Raw genomic sequence first — 17686 nt, 5'->3', positions numbered from 1 at the left:
TCTACAGACTTGTTTGTCGGCTTATAATATATAGATGTTAATTATATTAAAGACTAACATCTATATATTTTCTAATAATTGGGTTTAAATTTAACTTTGTACCAAATTACTGTTAAAAATTTTAGTTTGTTCGTTATTAAAGAACGGTAATAATAACTTTTGCTGTAGATTTTTTACCATAAAAATTTGTAATTTGATAAATAAAGAAATCTTCGCCGCTGTAATCAGTGTTTGGTGTATAAGTAAAGTTACCATTACTTTGTAATGCTAGTGTTCCGTGCTCTACATCCCTTTTTTTTGCTACTGAAAGCTGAAATAGAGACAGTATTTGTCCGTCATCATCATTATCAAGTATTGTGTTTACCGTAAGAGATTGATTTGTATTTACAGAGTAAAAGTCATTTCTTGCTAAGGGCTGATTAGAAGATGAAGAACTAGGTTTTACCGTTATATTAACTACCGTATCATCATATTCACTATAAGTATCAAGTACTCTGTAGGTAAAACTGTCTCCGCCAACAAAATCTGTATTTGGTATGTAAGTAAACGTACCATCAGAAGAAATAGAAACACTTCCGTTAGAAGGAGAAGATATTAATGAAGTACTTACTGTTAAGGCATCTCCATCAACATCGGTATCGTTATTTAATACAGAAGAAGCATTTAGGGTAGTATTTTCGTCTGTTACATAAGTATCTGCTACAGCCTTTGGTGCCGTGTTTACTGAAGCAATATTAATTGTAACGATAACTGTTGAGGTTTTGTTGTAAATATTTCTAACTTCGTATTCAAATGAATCAAAACCTGAAAAACTACTTTCTGGGGTGTAAGTAAAGTTACCATTACTTTCTAATATTAACGTGCCATGTAATGGCGCTACATGTGGAACAGTTGTTACTGTTAATAAGCTAGTGTCAGCGCTATTGGTTTGGTCGCTTAAATCATTATCTAATAGGTTTGAGCCTGATAAAATTGTACCTTGGTTAATATTATAAAAATCTGTTACAGCTAAAGGATTACCGTGAGCGCTAGGATCTGTTGAGACTGTTATATGTATAAGGCCTTCATCTTGCTCTCCATTGCCATCATCCACTTTGTAGGTAAAAGTATCTGAACCTACAAAGCCGATGCTAGGAGTGTAAACAAAGGTACCGTCGCTAGCAAAATTAACAACTCCATTCGAAGGTGAAGATAAAAATGAGGTATCAACAGTTAAAGTATCTCCATCTGCATCAGTATCGTTACTTAGTACAGACAGCGCATTTAATACACCACCTTCAAGCATAGTGTAGTTATCTGTTACTGCTTTAGGTGCTACATTCACATTAATGACATTAATGCTTACATTGCCTGAGGTTGAGCCTCCTTGGTTATCTTCTAACTGATAAGTAAAGTTATCTATACCACTAAAATTAGTTTCAGGTATGTAAGTAAAGCTACCATCACTACTCAGCGTTAAACTACCAAAAGAGGGATTTCCGCTCATGCCAACATTTATGCTTAAAGAGTCGCCGTCTTGATCAGTGTCATTTTTTAACAAGGCATTAAAGCTTGAAGCTATAACGGTAAGGCTTGTATTTTCTTGAGTTGAATATATGTCAGATACGGCGACAGGTACATCATTAACGGGATCAATATTTAATGTAACTTGTGCATTGTTAAAGCCACCTTGACCATCAGATAATCTATAAGAAAAACTGTCTGTTCCATTATAATTAGCATTTGGAGTATAAATAAATGTACCGTCAGTATTGATGATTAATGTACCGTTACTTACATTGGTAAATGGTGTTGTTGAGGCCGTTAATGTGCCACCGTCAGAGTCAGTATCATTATTTAAAAAAGATGAACCTATTAATACTTCATCTTCATCAAGCGTATAAGTGTCGTTAATGCCTATAGGATCTGCATTTAAAGAGCCAACTAAGCTTACTGATATAGAAACGGTTGCTGTACTTTCTTCTCCTGATGGATCCGAGATTGTGTAACTTATTTCTGCTAGTCCTCCAAAGGTAACTGAAGGAACAAAGCGTAATTTATTATTTTCAACGGTTACCGTTCCGTATGCTTCATCTAGTGTAAAAGGGTTAATAGTTAATTCATCACCGTCAATATCTTTATCGTTAAGGAGTACATCAAGTATTAACAGCGTTTCAGAATTAGTTTGAGCTTGGTCATTCATGGCTACAGGTGCATCATTTATCGGGTTTATCGTGATACTTGCCTGAGCTGTTGTGATAGCACCTTTATTATTTAATATTTGATAAGTAAAGGTATCTAAACCATTAAAGTTATTTTTAGGTAAGTAAGTAAAACTACCATCTGTGTTTAATATAAGGCTACCTTGTTGTGGAGCAACAAGAGGAGTTGTATTAACGGTTAAGGTACCCCCATCGATATCAGAATCGTTAGCAAGTAAGCCAGAATTTGAATTAATGCTAAGTGTAATATCTTCATTTATTTGATAACTGTCGTTATTTGCTGTTGGAATATCAGCAACAGGATTAACGGTTATGTTTACAAAAGCCTGAGACGTTTTACCTAAAGTGTTCATTATTTCGTATTGAAACCTATCAATACCGAAAAAATTAGGAGCAGGTATGTAAGTAAAAGTACCATCTGTTGAAAGGTTTAATTGTCCATGAGTTGTTGATGTTAATAAGGTTTCGTTTAACGATATCGACAATGAATTTGGATCTGTATCGTTTGCAAGTATACCGTTATTAACAGAGTTGATAATAAGCGTTGTATCTTCATTTATTTCATAAATATCATTTAATGCAATAGGGGGAGCATCACTTCCTGAAGATAAAATAGTTACTTGGGCACTACTCGTTCCACCTTTATTATCTGTAACTTGATATACAAAGCTATCTTCATCAATAAAACTATTGTCTGCTATATAAGTAAAACTACCATTCGAGTTGAGTTGTAAAGTACCGTGTAGAGGAGGTGATACAGGGAGTATATCAACAAATAAAAAGTCGCCATCAATATCGGTGTCGTTAGTTAATAAACCCGTGCTACTTATTGCTAGTGAGTTATTTATGGCTAAGGTATATGCATCGTTTGTTGCTATAGGTTCGTCATTTATATTATTAATTGTAATTAAAACATTTGCTTGTGCGCTATTGCTTTCATCATCTAATATTTGGTATGTAAAACTATCTTGTCCAAAAAAATCTTTGTTGGGCTGGTAGCTAATATTACCTGCATTGTCGAAAGTTAACTGTCCGTTTACAGGTGGCGTTATGATCGAATCTAAAGTGAGTAAGCTGTTTTCAGGATCAATATCGTTATCAAGCACATTAGTGTTAAGTACATTATCTTCGTCGATTATAACGTTATCGGTAATCGCTTGAGGTGGTTGGTTTACAGTAACTTTTGTCGCTGTAACTTGAAAAGGAGCTGATTGGCCACTTTCGCCTTGTTCGTTTATACCGGTAATGAGAACATAATAATTGGATGTTTCGTCGATTACCGCTATGTCTGTTTGGTTTGTATTAATAGCGAGTTGTTGGCTACCGTTTGATAAGCTAAGCACACTTGTTGGAGTTAAATTTGCTTCAGTTGCCGAGTAAACATTATATCGGTTAAGTGATGAGCCACCTTGCCAATTAACCGTGATTTTGTCTTCTGATCTTGTTGCACTAATACCTGTAATTTCAATCGGGCTCCAGTCTATAGATATTGCATCTAGCATTGCTGTGTTTTGTGCGCTATCTGTAACAAACAACTCTATACGTAAGTTACCTGCTTGAACACCTGAAAGCTGAGGATTAAACCCTGTGAGTGTTCTATTAAATGTAGTACCGCAATTATTTGAACATACAGAGATAGTTTGTTCAACGCTTGGTAGGTAAAGTGAAATATCTGTTATTTGATCTGGTTCTTCAACGTTAATGGCAAAAGTTAAGTTGCCTGCAACACTACTTGTATTATCTTTGTAAACAAAGTCGCCTTTAGCGTTTGAGAATTCTGCATCTACAATGGCATTTTGGGGTTTGGTAATACCTTTAACTTTTTGTACTTGTATTTGATTTTTACCTTGTATTCCAGCAAGAGATATTGAATTATTATTTGTATCAATAATAGGTGATGGAACTTCAGGAGTAGATGGGTCAACAGTAATTGGAGATTGACTTATTTCATTAGATACAGAGCCTTCGCTACCACATCCTGCAAGTAGTAAACTTGAGGTTATTAATGAAACGGCAATAATACTTAATTTACGCATTGTTAAAATCCTAATATTGATAATCGTAAGCTAGCTCTCAGTTATTTAACTGTGAAAGAGCCTGTTGCATTTACGCTTGTATCTTCAATTTCTTGTAAATCAAAATTTCCGGTAATTTCGTCTAACCCATTAGAAAAGTCAGCTGATATATTGCCATCTGCGAGCTTATTAGCATGAGAAGCAAAGTTAACACCTAGATCTAACTGGTCAACATTGATTAATCCTGAATAGGTTGCAAACCATTCGCCTTGAGCGTCCGTAAAGCTAAGTGAACCGCCAGGGACTGTTCCATTGTCAAAATCAACAGCTAAATTAAGTGTTAAATCGCTAGTAGCGCCAACAGATGAGCTGATGTTACTTTCAGTTATTTGTTGGTAGTCAAAGGTTCCTGTTCTTTCTGAGATTAATTCTGCAATGGTTTGGGTATCTTCTATATCTTCTATTTTCTCTATAATGTCTTCTGTTATTTCTTGAGCATTATTTTCTGAAGCTATTTGGACATATTCCTCAGAACTAGTAGATTCGTTAGTTGTTGATGTTTCAGATGTATCAATTGTAGTCGTTTCAGTACTAACATCTGTAGATGCCGTGTTATCGTTTTCTTCTGCTGTAACGTCTTCTGAAGCTTCTTGCGAAGTGTTATAACCTAAAGATAATATTTCAGGCGCCTGTGTAAATGGGGTGATTTCACCTGCTTGATTAACTGAGGCAAAGGCAAAACCTTCAGTAACACCTAATGAAAGAGATTGATTATTATTTAGTGCAATGTCGATATTACCGCTATAAACACCAAAATAAACATCATCTCCTGATACTTCAACTGCAAAGTGAGTTCCGCGAATACCAATTGACCCAACAGGGGTTTTTACTTGGTAATCACCACCTGTTTTTTTTATCAGTCCACTGATTGAACGTAAGCCACCGCTGATCACTTCCAGTGTTGCTGAACCTTTTTGTGTTTCTTCGTTAAATACATAATTACTGACGTTAATTTCTGTATTTTCTTTGAGGGTAATTAAACCGCCATCAGACATACTAAATTGCGCTTTACTATTTTCACCTGTGGTGATGTGCTCAACAGACATTATTTTAGAACGACGCTTTAAAGATCGAACATTGTTTGTTTTTGGGTTTACAGCGTTAACAACACCTTTTGCTAAAAGTGTTTTTCCTGCAATTATTTCTTCAGGGGTTGCGTAACTTGTACCAATGTAGCCTAAACAGCTAAGTAGTATTAGTTTAGGTGATATTTTTATTAGTAAAGTTAAATCGCTTAATTGATTGTGTGTTCTCATATCATTTACCCCTAAAAGTTCATATTAGCAGTTAAGCTAATGTCTGAACGTTGATAAGAAAAGAGTGATAAATTACTGTCTTTATCTTGCGCATTAATATTTAAATTGTAAGACCATCTTTTAGACTGAGTGTATTGCAGGTTGATCGATGCGAGCCACATGTCATCATCGCGTTGTTCAAGAAAGAACGGATGTAAATCTTGATATTTTTTTTGTTGAAAGGCAACCATGCTGCTAGCGAGCCAAGCGTTGTTTATAAGCCATAAATTTGAATAACTTACGGTAGTTATTTTTTGGCTATTATAGTGGTAGATACTTTCATCGCTTTTTTCATCTGCATAACTTAAAGCGAAAGAATGTTTTAGGTTATTTGAAAAGTAATGAGCTGCTAAATTAGTAGAAATATTATCTGTATTTAATGATTCGCTGTTTTTGTTTTTTGTTTGACCAACATCTACACCTGCAGTAACTAACCATTTAGGATCTAGCTGCTTTTCGAAGTTAGTCGTTAACATGGTTTTTGTTCTGTATAAGTCGTCGTCTAACCATAAAGGCGTAAATTTTAAACCTACGGATAAACGACCAAAATCAAAAGTATGCTGATATTGAAAATTTAGGTCAGCAAACATTCGATTATATTGAGATTCATTTTGAAAATTATGTGTAGTGCCTTTTCCTGAAAAATTAATTTGAGATACCTGCGAGAATTTTTTACTCCCTGAAGCGCGGTAAGTTAATGCAGCGTAATTGTCGCTGTTCTTCTTGCTATCATTATTTAAAGGAAAAGTAGCTCCAGTTAGTGGGATAAATATATTATCTTCGGTTGTTCCTGCATTGATATTCGAATCGTGTCCTACATTTAATGACACACGTTGTGATAGATGAAACGATTGTTTATTTAATTTCGATTGAGATACATTTAATAAGCTATTCGCAGACTCTTTAAGCTTTACAGACGTTTTAGGGTTATTAATAAGTTGTTGGCTAGTATTAATTGCGCCTTGATAGTTTTCGATTTTATAGTTGGCTTTAGCGAGTAAAAATTGAGCATCCAACCAATCAGGTTTATTAGCTGTAACTCTTTCAAACGCAAATACTGCATGTTCAGCATTATGGTTTGCTAAAGCTGCAACACCATATAAAAAATCAAAGGAAGCTTCACCAAGGTATTCGTCTTCTAGTAATTGAGCTGTATTCCAAGCGTTTTGAAAATCCTTTTCATTTATCTCTTTTTTTAATTTATCTATAGTGGCAGCATTTTGCATTTCAGCAGAGATCGCTTGATGAGAAATACAAGAAAGAGATAACAATATAGGGAAAAGCGTATTTTTAATCATATTTATCCACAACTAATAAGAATATCTATTTAAATAATCAAACTAAGTAAGCAAAAGAAGCTTCTATAAAATTTTAATTTTTTGAATTAAATAAATTACATTTTTTTACAATTAGTCTATTTAAACGCCATCGTACCCTTTACAGGTAGCGATAATCAATAAAATTGTAAGGTAATTCTTGTTTGGTAAATGAGATGTTATCTATATGATTTTAATGTAAATTTAAGGTGCTTAAAAATTAACTTGTTGGTTGGTTTTTGTTAACGTTTTTATAACAACAACATGAATAATGGGACGTTAGGTTTTGTTGAACTTTGCTGATTGTTGCAAGAAGTTTACATAGAACAATTAGCCTACACACCTTGCGCTGAGAGCAATAAGTATTTAATTCGAACAAAACTTAAACAGGAAATTTCAACAGACCCTAGTGATTTCCTATAAAATAATAAACGAATTTAGTTATTAAGTTTAAGGATTGACCTTTTTATAGCGACCATGCATAACTTACTTTACTAAAAAATGTTTTTTCTCTTCGAAACATTTTAGTTAAATTATCATTTTGAATACTATTATCAGAATACCCTAAAAAGAAGACGGTTTGAGGATTTAACTTATATGAATATATAAGTTGTGTAGATAGGTCTTTATTAATGTTATCTGGTGCGATATATGGATTGTTGTTCGTGTTGTATTTAACATCAAAGTATTCAACATTAAGTTTTAAATAGCTTTGTACATCAAATTGATAAGATATGCGTAAATTTGTTAGGTTAGCTGTGTAGACATTATCATTAACTGTAGGGGCAATAGAGTCTGCGTCTAACTTACTATAAGTATGAGTTAATGCGACATATAGGTGGTCAGTCACATTGCTTGTTAACTCAGCATATAATTCTTGATAAGTACCTAAACGATTGTTGTTGTAATCAATTTTATCACCAAAGTCGAACCCTATACCGGTGAACAGCCTATTGTTTGGCTTAAATTCAGCGTATAACTTAATAACCTTTTCATCAAACCTTGTAGTATTTCCTGTTAAATTGAGTAATGAATCATCATGTCTGAGGCCTGTTTTTGTTGCTTGCGATATATTCACACTTAAAAATGATAACTTAGGTCCTAATAGCTCAATAGTTCCGTCAAAAGCGCGCTCAATAAATTCACCTTTTTCATTTTTTGTATTATGCCATGAACTATATAAGTAGATTTCTGACCAAAAGTCGTCATTATCGCCATAAATTAAATGCATAACTTCTACGTTGTCTTGTTGGTAATCTGCTTTGGTCATAAAACCTAAATCTGCTCTGAATAAGTTATCAATATTTTCATGGTTGAGACTTACTTTCCAATATTCGGTTCTATATTCATAATCTATTTTGTAGGCTTGATCACTAAAATCATCTTGTAAATTGGTTCTGTTGACTTGTTCGTTAAAAGCACAATTTCCAAATTTGCAATCGTTACTTACTTTGGGTTGACAAGCATCTTCAGAATCATCGAAACAAAAGCTTTTAGAAAGCTCATTAGGGTATTCGGTATTTGAATATAAAAACTGGGCATTAATCGTATGCGAATCATTTATTCTATATTTTGCGTCTATACCAGTTAATGAATTATGGTAATCATCAGCGGTTCTTAATGTTGAAACAAAGCCTAAGGTTAATTGTTCACTGTAATTATATCGGTAGTTAAAAGCTGCTGAATGACTTTCTCTATTAAGTGTTGCAATGTCATCACTAACATTACCAGGAACAATAAAGGTGGTTTGTTGATCGTTTGTTACAAATAAACCGTAACTGTATTTATCCGTTCTACTTGTTAACTTAGCTCCATAATCGGGATCAGCAATATTACGTGTATAAACAAGATTAAAATTACTACTAAAATAATCAGCGTTTTCTAAAAAAAAACTACGTTTTTCATCAAAAAATAACGATGAAGCGTTATTAATATTTAATTGACCAGCATCAGATTCTACTGTTGAAAAATCAGGATTAATTGTCGCATTAAGTAGTGTATTTGGGTTAGGGCCCCAGCGAATATCCATACCTGCATCTATATCGTTTAATTTTGACCATTTCTGATCTGATATGTTTCTTTTCTGGTTCTGTGATGCCACGATAGAAGGCGTTATCGTGAGGTTTTCTTTTATATTAGAGTGTTTAAAACCTTTAATTTCTGGCATTTGACATAACCAACAATTGTTATCTTTATCAAGTGGTATATGTGAAATTCGAAGGCGTTCATCTCGCGGGTAAAATCTGATTAATTCAATTGCCCAAACTCTATCTGCGCTGTTTTCGTCAAAATTTAAAATATTGTAAGGTATGGCTATTTCGACTTGATAACCCGTAGGTGTTTTCTTTCCAAAAGATTGCCAATTACCATCCCATAAACGATTACTTTTCCCTGTTACTTCATTGGTTATAGAGTCGTTTTGTACACCGAAGGGATTTACAAAAAAATTATAGTTTAATTGTCGGCTATTAAAAGTATCTAATTTTATACCGACAAGGTCATCGTCCCAAGTTGTATCTCGGTCTGCTAAAAAGCCATGAATTGCTGTTGGATTTGGATCCGATGCTACAAACGAAATATAAATGTATTTTCCGTTTTCAATGATTTTAGCTTGTGTTTTAACTGGGCTAGGTAGGTTATCCCAAGGACTATTCACAAGATCTAATGAAATATTAAGAGCATCTTTCCATACAAGATCGTCGAGAACACCATCAATAACGATGGAATCATGAGTGTTTGGAATAATTAACTCGTTATTGTCTTTAAGCGTTTGAGCTGATGAAAACAGTGAAATTAGTAAGAATAAGCCAGCTGAAAAATATAAACAGCTATTCCTTAGCTTTCGCATTAGTGCTCCGAGTTTAATTATTATTATAGTTTGTTTGATGTGTTTATTATGTTTATATAAATTGAACTGATTAATTCAATATTCAATTTATATTCTTTAAATTGTTACAAAAATAATATCTTAGCACAACTTATACTTTGTTTTATTATCAATTATTTATTCGTGTTTTTTATGTCGATAGCATAAAACATTATTTAATTTTTCATTATTTAGGGTCGAATCTTTAATTGCTCTACTGCATAATGAAGGAAAAACTTTATGCGTTTAATTAAATGTCTATATATCTATTAGATTATACTGCTTTATTTTGTTTGGTGATTTTTTGGGTGGGGTACTCTTTTTTCGCGAGAAAAAAAGCAAAAACAACAAATTGCATTGCAAGATGTTTGAATCAACATCGTATTCATTGGATGTATGAGGCTATAAAGAAAGACATTAGAGTTGGGGAAGCCTCCTTAATTTCAAACCTTGAGCGTAATATTGCTTTTTTTGCTTCTACCACGTTACTGGTTATTGCTGGTATTCTTACTTTGTTTGCAAAAACAGAACAAGTTCAAGAAGTATTGTATTCTATCCCTTATGCTGCAACATCCAGTGCCCATATGTTTCAATTTAAATTAGGTATATTGGCTTTTATTTTTGTTATGTCGTTTTTTAAATTTACTTGGTCAATGCGGCAGTATGGTTTTTTAAATGTAATGATAGGAGCTGCACCTATCGATGAAAGTGGTTTGAATGAAAACCTTAGAGCTTATGCTAGGCAAATGGCTGTAGTGCATGATCAAGCCGCTCATTCCTATAATTATGGTTTACGTGCTTATTATTTTTCTATTGCTGTTATGTGCTGGTTTTATCACCCATTATTATCTATTTTTGCCACCATTTTTGTTGTGTATACCTTATATAATCGAGAGTTTAACTCTAAAGCCGTTAAGGCTATTACTTTAGCTCAGCATCTTTTAGAAAAAGAGAGAGCTGAAAGGTTCCCCGATGCATAAACATGAATATGCAAAGTATTCTCTTAAAGATTTTAATCAGTTTGATTGTTTAAAATTATCTAAGAGTATTTATGCAATATTAGCTTTTGTAACTCGTGGTTATATAGTGTGGATACTTTCTATTTCGAATATGAAAAATCAAACAGGTACCATTAAAATGGTTTTTCCTGATCCTAAAATGTTTTATTTAAGTTTAGTGTCGGGAGCTGTAGGACTGTTTGTGATTCTAATCATCAGTTTAAGAAGACCTGATGCCCATCCATGGGTTAAAGTTTGTTGGCAGCATATTAGAAAGTTTTTATTATTTGCACTGATAGCTGATTTAAGTGTGAGCCTTATTGGCTATTTTTACTTATCACTTATATCTTTATCCTGGTTGTTAATTCAGTTATCAATTACTTTATTATTGATTGGGTTTTTGTATAGCAGCCATAAAATAAGATTAAACATTCAAGAATTTCCGGAAGAGCTCGCAAAATAAAGTGTTCAACTAAAAGGTCCTACACGTGAACAACATTGAAAAACAAGATGAACGATTAATCATTCTCGATACCGAAACAACAGGTATAAATCCTAGGGAAGGTCACAGAATTGTCGAAATAGGCTGTGTGGAAATGGTTAATCGTCAATTAACCGGGCGAAATTATCATGTTTATATCAATCCATTAATTCAAATGGAACAAGAGGTTATTGATATCCATGGTTTAACGAATGATTTTTTAAGTGATAAACCGGTATTTTCACAAGTAGCCGATGATTTTATTAAATTTATTGATGGTGCTGAATTAGTTATTCATAACGCGAAGTTTGATGTTGGCTTTATGGATCATGAGTTTTCTATGCTCACTAAAAAAGTCCCTATGACATATGATATGTGTACTGTTATAGATACATTAAAAGTGTCTAAAGATGAGTTTGGTTCACCCAAAACTCTAGATTATTTAGCTAAGTTTTATAAAGTAGATAAGCTTGTTGATCGAACCTATCACGGTGCATTAATTGATGCTCAGTTGCTTGCTTTTGTTTATGTAGAGATGACTCGAAAGCAAGCTGCCTTTAATTTGCTTGCTGGAGATAATGAAAGCGGGGACTCAAATGAGATTAGAAGACTTGACGCTAATCGACCAAAATTAAAGATTATTGATGCCACGGCCGATGAAGTGATTGCACATCAAGAACGCTTAGCTGTTATCGAAGAAAAAGGGAGTTCACCACTATGGGGAAAATAAATGGGAAGCATAAAAATGAGGGAAAATAATAAACCATTACATATTTTGTATTGTATAAGCACATTATTGTTTTTTTTACCCCTATTTGTTTTTGCCGATGATGACGTGCCACAGGTTAATTATTACGATTCAGACAATGTAACGAATCAAATTCCTTATTTTGATAACCGTTTTCGAATTGACGCTAATATAGATGAATTAAAACTTATTTTTTATCGTAAAAGAGGCTCTCAACCTATTATTCTTGTTAGGCCTGACGGTAGTAAGCTCAAAATAAACAGTTTACCTGAAGATGGTAGCGTTGAATGGTTTGATGATCGCACTTACGACTTAGTTAAAATTAAAAAGCCAATGGCTGGACCTTGGCAAGCAATAGGTCAAATATTACCTGATAGTCAAATTCTTGTAGTTACAGATGTTGTTATTGAAGCAGAGCCGTTACCTGAAATATTACTCGCTGGTGAAACATTAAAAGTAACAGGGCGTTTAATGAATGGCGATAAAGGTTTAAGTGATCCACTATTTAGAGCTGTTATTAATTTAGATATTGATTTATTCAGCTCTAATAATCGGCAATATGATAATTTTGGTGCTCAACCTATCAAGCTGGGATCTTTTTTAGATGATGGGTATGACTTTGATGAAAAAGCAGGTGATGGCGTTTACACAGGGGAGTTTGTTTTAGACTTTGCTCCTGGAGAGTGGCTGCCTATTTATCATGTGAAAATGCCGTTAATGAAGAGGGAGTTAAGGCAAAAGCCTATTATTGTTCAAAAAGCACCAGTTAAAACCTCTGTTGAAGTAAGTGATGAAGAAGGTGTTAATCACGTAGTTACCTTTGATATTGACCCAACGTATGTCGATCCAAATAGTATTATATTACAAGGTAAGGTTGTTTATCCTGATAAGCAAGAAATCCCATTTTCTCTACTTGAAAAAGAAAGCAATTCTAGAATAAAAACATTGGAATATACAGAGGCTGGTATTCACCGTATTACTGTTGATGTTTTTGGAAAAACAATCAATGGACGTGAATTTTTCTTAACTTTGCCAGAATTTACTTTTAATGCTGAAAACAAAAATGGGCTATTAATTCCTTCTCTTGATGATGAAGGTAATGAGATTATGGTTCCAAGAAAAACAGCGGCAGAGATCCTTGCTGAAAAAGAAGCTCTAGAGGCTGAAGCTCGAGCAATTGAAGCTGCAAGAATTCAAGCGGAAGAAGAAGAACAGCAAAAACAAATGTATATAATGATAGGCGTTGTTAATGGCGTAATTATTGTTGTAGGTATTTGTATATTTGTATTTTTAACTTTACGTAAGAAAAAAGCGATTAAAGCACAAGGAACTGCTTAAAATTTGATGAGTTTTCCAACGTTTTGCTCATCAATTATCCATACAGTTAATTATATTAAAAAAGGGGTTGACTGAAACTCATCATAACCGTATTATCTCCGCCGCATTCAACGAGATGTTGTATGCAGTGATTGATGTAGCGGAGTGGTAGTTCAGTTGGTTAGAATACCGGCCTGTCACGCCGGGGGTCGCGGGTTCGAGTCCCGTCCACTCCGCCAATTAATCTAAGGTTAAGGATCCTGAAAAAAATTCTAAAAAACGATATAGCGGAGTGGTAGTTCAGTTGGTTAGAATACCGGCCTGTCACGCCGGGGGTCGCGGGTTCGAGTCCCGTCCACTCCGCCAATTGTTTTATATAAAATAGGTGAGACCTATAAATCTCAAATAAAATCTCTGCGGAGTGGTAGTTCAGTTGGTTAGAATACCGGCCTGTCACGCCGGGGGTCGCGGGTTCGAGTCCCGTCCACTCCGCCAATTTTATTTGTTTTTTTCTTTCTTATTTTATAGCTATTTAAAAATAGCGGAGTGGTAGTTCAGTTGGTTAGAATACCGGCCTGTCACGCCGGGGGTCGCGGGTTCGAGTCCCGTCCACTCCGCCAATTTTTAAAATAGTATAACTTTGTATTAATCTTATTCTTTTCCCCATAGTTACTTTAATAAATATTTATTCATTATTCCCTAGATAATCGTTACGCATATCAACTTGAATAATTATTTCTCCTGATTCAAATCACTACCTCGGTTCTATAAAATAGTTTAATTTAATAATGAAACTGGTAATACATATATTTTATTATTAAAATGCTAATTTTATATATAGCATCAGAAATAATATGAATGAAATTAATTTAAAAGCTAAACCAAGCCATTTCTTTATTGGTGATGAAAACACACCTATATTTATTCTTGATGATATATTACTTGATACTTCTGCAGCTATTATCGAAGCCCAATCAGCTAATTATATACAACAAAAAAATGTTGATGGTACATATTACCCCGGAGTCAGAGCTGATGTTGGTGGCGATTATGGCATGACAATTTTAAAAGCAATTCAGTCTATTTTCTATAGCTTTTATCAGGTGCCTAAAAATTTAACATTGATCCCGAAAAGTGGTCAATATTCTTTATTAACACAGTCAGAAAGAGAATTAGATTTACTGCAATGCCTTCCTCATTACGATAATAAAAATCAATATAGTTTTGCTGTATTACATTATTTAAATCCTGGTGAATTTGGGGGGACTGGCTTTTATCGCCATCGCCCTACAGGTTATGAAAATATTACCCAAAGAAGAAAAAGTAGTTATATAAGTGCCGCACAAAAATATATAGATAACAATGGTCTTCCTACGCAAAAATACTTTACTCATTCTGATGAACATTATGAGTTATTAAAAAAGGTAGATTATAAAGCTAATCGCTTATTGATATATCCTGCGAGTGTTTTACATTCAATTTTTATTGAAAACCCAGAGCATGATGTTAACGATGATCCCGCTACAGGGCGGTTAACTGCTAATTTTTTTATAGACTTTAAATGATATACCCGTTACCAATCAATCACTTATGCGATATGGCTAAAATAATTTATGAGGCTTATTAACTTTAGTCAGATTTCTCATGGATGTAGGCCTTAGATTTTGTTTGGAACATAAAATCTGTGCCTAAATTGTTTTTAGTTCCCACTGAAACCTACATCTTGAATAGTAACGGCTATAAATAAGTAGCAAAGGGATTATTTGTACATTAAGCTTTTTAATAGCTGTTTTATTGTGACTTGATTTATGTTCCACGAAGGTCAATCACCTAGTGTTAGTGAATAATATGAAGTTTATTAATATAGCCTGAGCTCGGCTTAACAAATGTTTCTCTAGGCGTTACTTTTCCTAACGTCTGCGTTAAATTCACTTGCAATAGAGGAGTATTGACGCGAAATTTGCCTTGAATTAAGAAAAAATATCTATCTAGAGATCCTATGAAATTATTTTTTTATATTTTAAATTGTTAAATATCTCTTAACCGAGTTCAGGTTAATATAGCCAATTTGTCATTTATATTCATTAAATAAACCTCTAGATAATGCTAGCTTGAACTTTTCTACATTATTGTTTTTTAACAAGAATAACTATATATCAAAAACGAAGTCTTGCATAAATAGAAAACTATCTGTTGTAAAAACACGCTTTAGTTATTGAAATAAATCCCCTGTATTTGACCATTTATTCTTCATATCAAAGAGGTTAATTCATTAATGGGTTTGATATCAGTTCAAAAAATATTGTAGGCCTTTTTATGCTAAGTGTGAGGCATAATTGCCGAACAATTTAATTCTATAGAACCCACCGTATAAATAAACAATCTAATATATTGTTTTTAATCGTTAATTTTTATTACCTTTTTCTAACTTGTTCTTTTTTATTATTAATTTTTAGAGGTACGACCAGTTGACTTATCATAAAACTTAATGTTTAATTGAAATCAAAAGATCCCCTTAAATTTTTAGGAGTACGCCTGATGCTAACTTACAAAGCGCCCATAAAGGATATAAAGTTTTTAATTGAAGATGTTTTCGATTATTACGGACATTATGAAAAAATACCTGAGTTTGCTGAAGCTACTCCCGACTTAGTCGATGCTATAATGGAAGAATGCGCCAAGTTTTGTGAGGGGGAGCTTTTACCATTAAATCAAAGTGGTGACAAAGAAGGTTGTACTTTTGATCAAGGTAAAGTTATTACTCCTAAAGGGTTTAAAGAAGCTTATCAGCAGTATGTTGACGGTGGTTGGCAGTCACTTTCTCATCCAGAAGGTTATGGCGGTCAAGGGCTTCCTTCATCGTTAGGCATGGTTAAGTCTGAAATGATGGGAACAGCAAACTGGTCGTTTGCCATGTATCCTGGTTTAAGCCATGGTGCGATGAATACTATTCACGAACACGGGACTGACGAACAAAAAGAAATTTATTTAACAAAGTTAACTGAAGGTACTTGGACAGGTACTATGTGTTTAACTGAACCTCAATGTGGTACTGACTTGGGGCAAGTAAAAACAAAAGCTGTTCCTAATGATGATGGTTCATTTGATATCAGTGGAACTAAAATATTTATCTCTGCAGGTGAGCACGACTTAACCGATAACATCATTCATATTGTACTGGCTCGCTTACCTAATGCACCTGAAGGTACTCGTGGTATTTCTTTATTTATAGTCCCTAAAATGCAAGTTGATTCTACGGGGAATATTGGTGAATTTAACAATGTAACTTGTGGTTCTATTGAAGATAAAATGGGGATCAAAGCTTCGTCTACAGCTGTACTGAATTTTGATAATGCTAAAGGCTTCCTCATTGGGCCAGAAAATAAGGGGTTAGAATGTATGTTCACCTTTATGAATACAGCCCGAGTAGGTACAGCATTGCAAGGTGTTTGTGCAGCAGAGTTGGCTTTTCAAAACTCCCTTATTTATGCTAAAGAACGACTTTCAATGCGTTCTTTAACGGGTAAAAAAGCGCCTGAAAAAGTAGCGGATCCTATTATTGTTCATCCAGATGTTCGTAAAATGTTAATGACACAAAAAGCGATTTCTGAGGGCGGCCGTGCCATGATTTATTTTGCAGCGAAACTCGTTGATAAAATTGAAATGGCTAAAACAGATGAAGAGAAAAAAATTGCAGATACCAAATTAGGTTTTATTACTCCTATTTTAAAAGCTTTTTTAACTGAACTCGGTTTAGAAAGTGCTAATCATGGTTTACAAATATTTGGTGGTCATGGTTATATTAAAGAATGGGGGATGGAGCAAATAGTAAGAGACACACGTATTGCCACTCTTTATGAAGGTACCACAGGTATACAAGCGTTAGACTTACTAGGGCGTAAAATTTTATTAACTCGAGGTAGTTCTTTAAAAGAGTTTACCTTTGATATTTTATCTTTCTGTAAAGAAAAAAGTATGATTTCGAGTAACCCTCATAAACGTCAAATGAATAAATTTATTTGGCCATTGAGTAAAGCCGTAGCAAACTGGCAACAGCATACCTTTAGATTAGCAATGAAAGCTAAAAAGAATAGAGACTTTGTTGGTTCAGCTTCTGTCGATTACCTTATGTATTCAGGCTATATTGTTATGGCTTATATGTGGGCGAAAATGGCTCAATCTGCCTATGAGAAGTTAGCTGGTGATGTAGAAAATAGAGATTTCTATCGCGCTAAAATTAAAACTGCTGAATTCTATTTTGAAAAAATGTTACCTAGAACTAAGTCGTTAGCGGTAACTATGATGGCAGATCCAAAAACATTAATGCAGCTCGATGAAGAGTTATTATCATTTCTGTAATTATTCAAACTAACTGGCGTATGTTGAACT

At 33.9% G+C, this 17686-nt stretch carries 10 protein-coding genes and 4 tRNA genes; 10 read left to right on the top strand and 4 right to left on the bottom strand.

Annotation, left to right across the window (positions count from 1 at the left end; genetic code table 11):
* Window positions 1–136: 136 nt before the first annotated feature.
* The 4 genes from ACM9HF_RS05740 to ACM9HF_RS05725 form a co-directional block, all read right to left on the bottom strand.
* Entirely contained in the window at window positions 137–4237 is a 4101-nt protein-coding gene (locus ACM9HF_RS05740) for a cadherin-like domain-containing protein (protein WP_473615464.1), read from the bottom strand.
* Between the two features lie 41 nt (window positions 4238–4278).
* A complete protein-coding gene (locus ACM9HF_RS05735) occupies window positions 4279–5532 on the bottom strand; it encodes a FecR family protein (protein ID WP_473615460.1) in 1254 nt (417 codons plus the stop codon).
* Window positions 5533–5543: 11 nt separating this feature from the next.
* Window positions 5544–6869, bottom strand: a complete 1326-nt coding sequence (locus ACM9HF_RS05730) for a surface lipoprotein assembly modifier (RefSeq protein WP_473615455.1) — start codon at window positions 6867–6869, stop codon at window positions 5544–5546.
* A gap of 484 nt (window positions 6870–7353) precedes the next feature.
* Entirely contained in the window at window positions 7354–9735 is a 2382-nt protein-coding gene (locus tag ACM9HF_RS05725; RefSeq protein WP_473615452.1) for a carbohydrate binding family 9 domain-containing protein, read from the bottom strand.
* Window positions 9736–10007: 272 nt separating this feature from the next.
* Between ACM9HF_RS05725 and ACM9HF_RS05720 the strand changes: the two genes are divergently transcribed.
* From ACM9HF_RS05720 to ACM9HF_RS05675, 10 genes are all read left to right on the top strand, one after another.
* Window positions 10008–10733 (top strand): DUF599 domain-containing protein, encoded by a 726-nt coding sequence (locus ACM9HF_RS05720; RefSeq protein ID WP_473615448.1) that lies wholly within the window; start codon window positions 10008–10010, stop codon window positions 10731–10733.
* Window positions 10726–11214: a DUF2919 family protein gene (locus tag ACM9HF_RS05715; RefSeq protein WP_473615446.1), complete on the top strand. Its 489-nt coding sequence runs from the start codon at window positions 10726–10728 to the stop codon at window positions 11212–11214. Before ACM9HF_RS05720 ends, ACM9HF_RS05715 begins: the two co-directional genes overlap by 8 nt.
* Before the next feature lie 25 nt (window positions 11215–11239).
* Entirely contained in the window at window positions 11240–11962 is a 723-nt protein-coding gene (gene dnaQ / locus ACM9HF_RS05710; protein ID WP_473615442.1) for a DNA polymerase III subunit epsilon, read from the top strand.
* A complete protein-coding gene (locus ACM9HF_RS05705) occupies window positions 11963–13318 on the top strand; it encodes a TIGR03503 family protein (protein WP_473615439.1) in 1356 nt (451 codons plus the stop codon). It begins immediately after the preceding gene.
* Window positions 13319–13459: 141 nt separating this feature from the next.
* A tRNA-Asp gene (locus ACM9HF_RS05700) sits at window positions 13460–13536 on the top strand.
* 50 nt (window positions 13537–13586) lie between these two features.
* Window positions 13587–13663, top strand: a tRNA-Asp gene (locus ACM9HF_RS05695).
* A gap of 52 nt (window positions 13664–13715) precedes the next feature.
* Window positions 13716–13792, top strand: a tRNA-Asp gene (locus ACM9HF_RS05690).
* A 48-nt stretch (window positions 13793–13840) separates the two neighbouring features.
* Window positions 13841–13917, top strand: a tRNA-Asp gene (locus tag ACM9HF_RS05685).
* A 234-nt stretch (window positions 13918–14151) separates the two neighbouring features.
* A complete protein-coding gene (locus ACM9HF_RS05680; protein WP_473615435.1) occupies window positions 14152–14862 on the top strand; it encodes a DUF6445 family protein in 711 nt (236 codons plus the stop codon).
* Between the two features lie 973 nt (window positions 14863–15835).
* On the top strand, window positions 15836–17656 hold the full coding sequence (locus ACM9HF_RS05675; protein ID WP_473615432.1) for an acyl-CoA dehydrogenase C-terminal domain-containing protein: 1821 nt from the start codon (window positions 15836–15838) through the stop codon (window positions 17654–17656).
* Window positions 17657–17686: the final 30 nt, after the last annotated feature.

The sequence above is a fragment of the Colwellia sp. RE-S-Sl-9 genome, from assembly GCF_048296855.1.
Taxonomy (GTDB): domain Bacteria; phylum Pseudomonadota; class Gammaproteobacteria; order Enterobacterales; family Alteromonadaceae; genus Pseudocolwellia.
This window is presented reverse-complemented; position numbering and strand designations above follow the sequence as displayed.

What these genes read in the sequence shown, in the direction of transcription:
- ACM9HF_RS05740 (WP_473615464.1), bottom strand. Translation starts at nt 4,237, where the DNA reads ATGCGTAAATTAAGTATTATTGCCGTTTCATTAATAACCTCAAGTTTA.
- ACM9HF_RS05735 (WP_473615460.1), bottom strand. Translation starts at nt 5,532, where the DNA reads ATGAGAACACACAATCAATTAAGCGATTTAACTTTACTAATAAAAATA.
- ACM9HF_RS05730 (WP_473615455.1), bottom strand. Translation starts at nt 6,869, where the DNA reads ATGATTAAAAATACGCTTTTCCCTATATTGTTATCTCTTTCTTGTATT.
- ACM9HF_RS05725 (WP_473615452.1), bottom strand. Translation starts at nt 9,735, where the DNA reads ATGCGAAAGCTAAGGAATAGCTGTTTATATTTTTCAGCTGGCTTATTC.
- ACM9HF_RS05720 (WP_473615448.1), top strand. Translation starts at nt 10,008, where the DNA reads ATGTCTATATATCTATTAGATTATACTGCTTTATTTTGTTTGGTGATT.
- ACM9HF_RS05715 (WP_473615446.1), top strand. Translation starts at nt 10,726, where the DNA reads ATGCATAAACATGAATATGCAAAGTATTCTCTTAAAGATTTTAATCAG.
- ACM9HF_RS05705 (WP_473615439.1), top strand. Translation starts at nt 11,963, where the DNA reads ATGGGAAGCATAAAAATGAGGGAAAATAATAAACCATTACATATTTTG.
- ACM9HF_RS05680 (WP_473615435.1), top strand. Translation starts at nt 14,152, where the DNA reads ATGAATGAAATTAATTTAAAAGCTAAACCAAGCCATTTCTTTATTGGT.
- ACM9HF_RS05675 (WP_473615432.1), top strand. Translation starts at nt 15,836, where the DNA reads ATGCTAACTTACAAAGCGCCCATAAAGGATATAAAGTTTTTAATTGAA.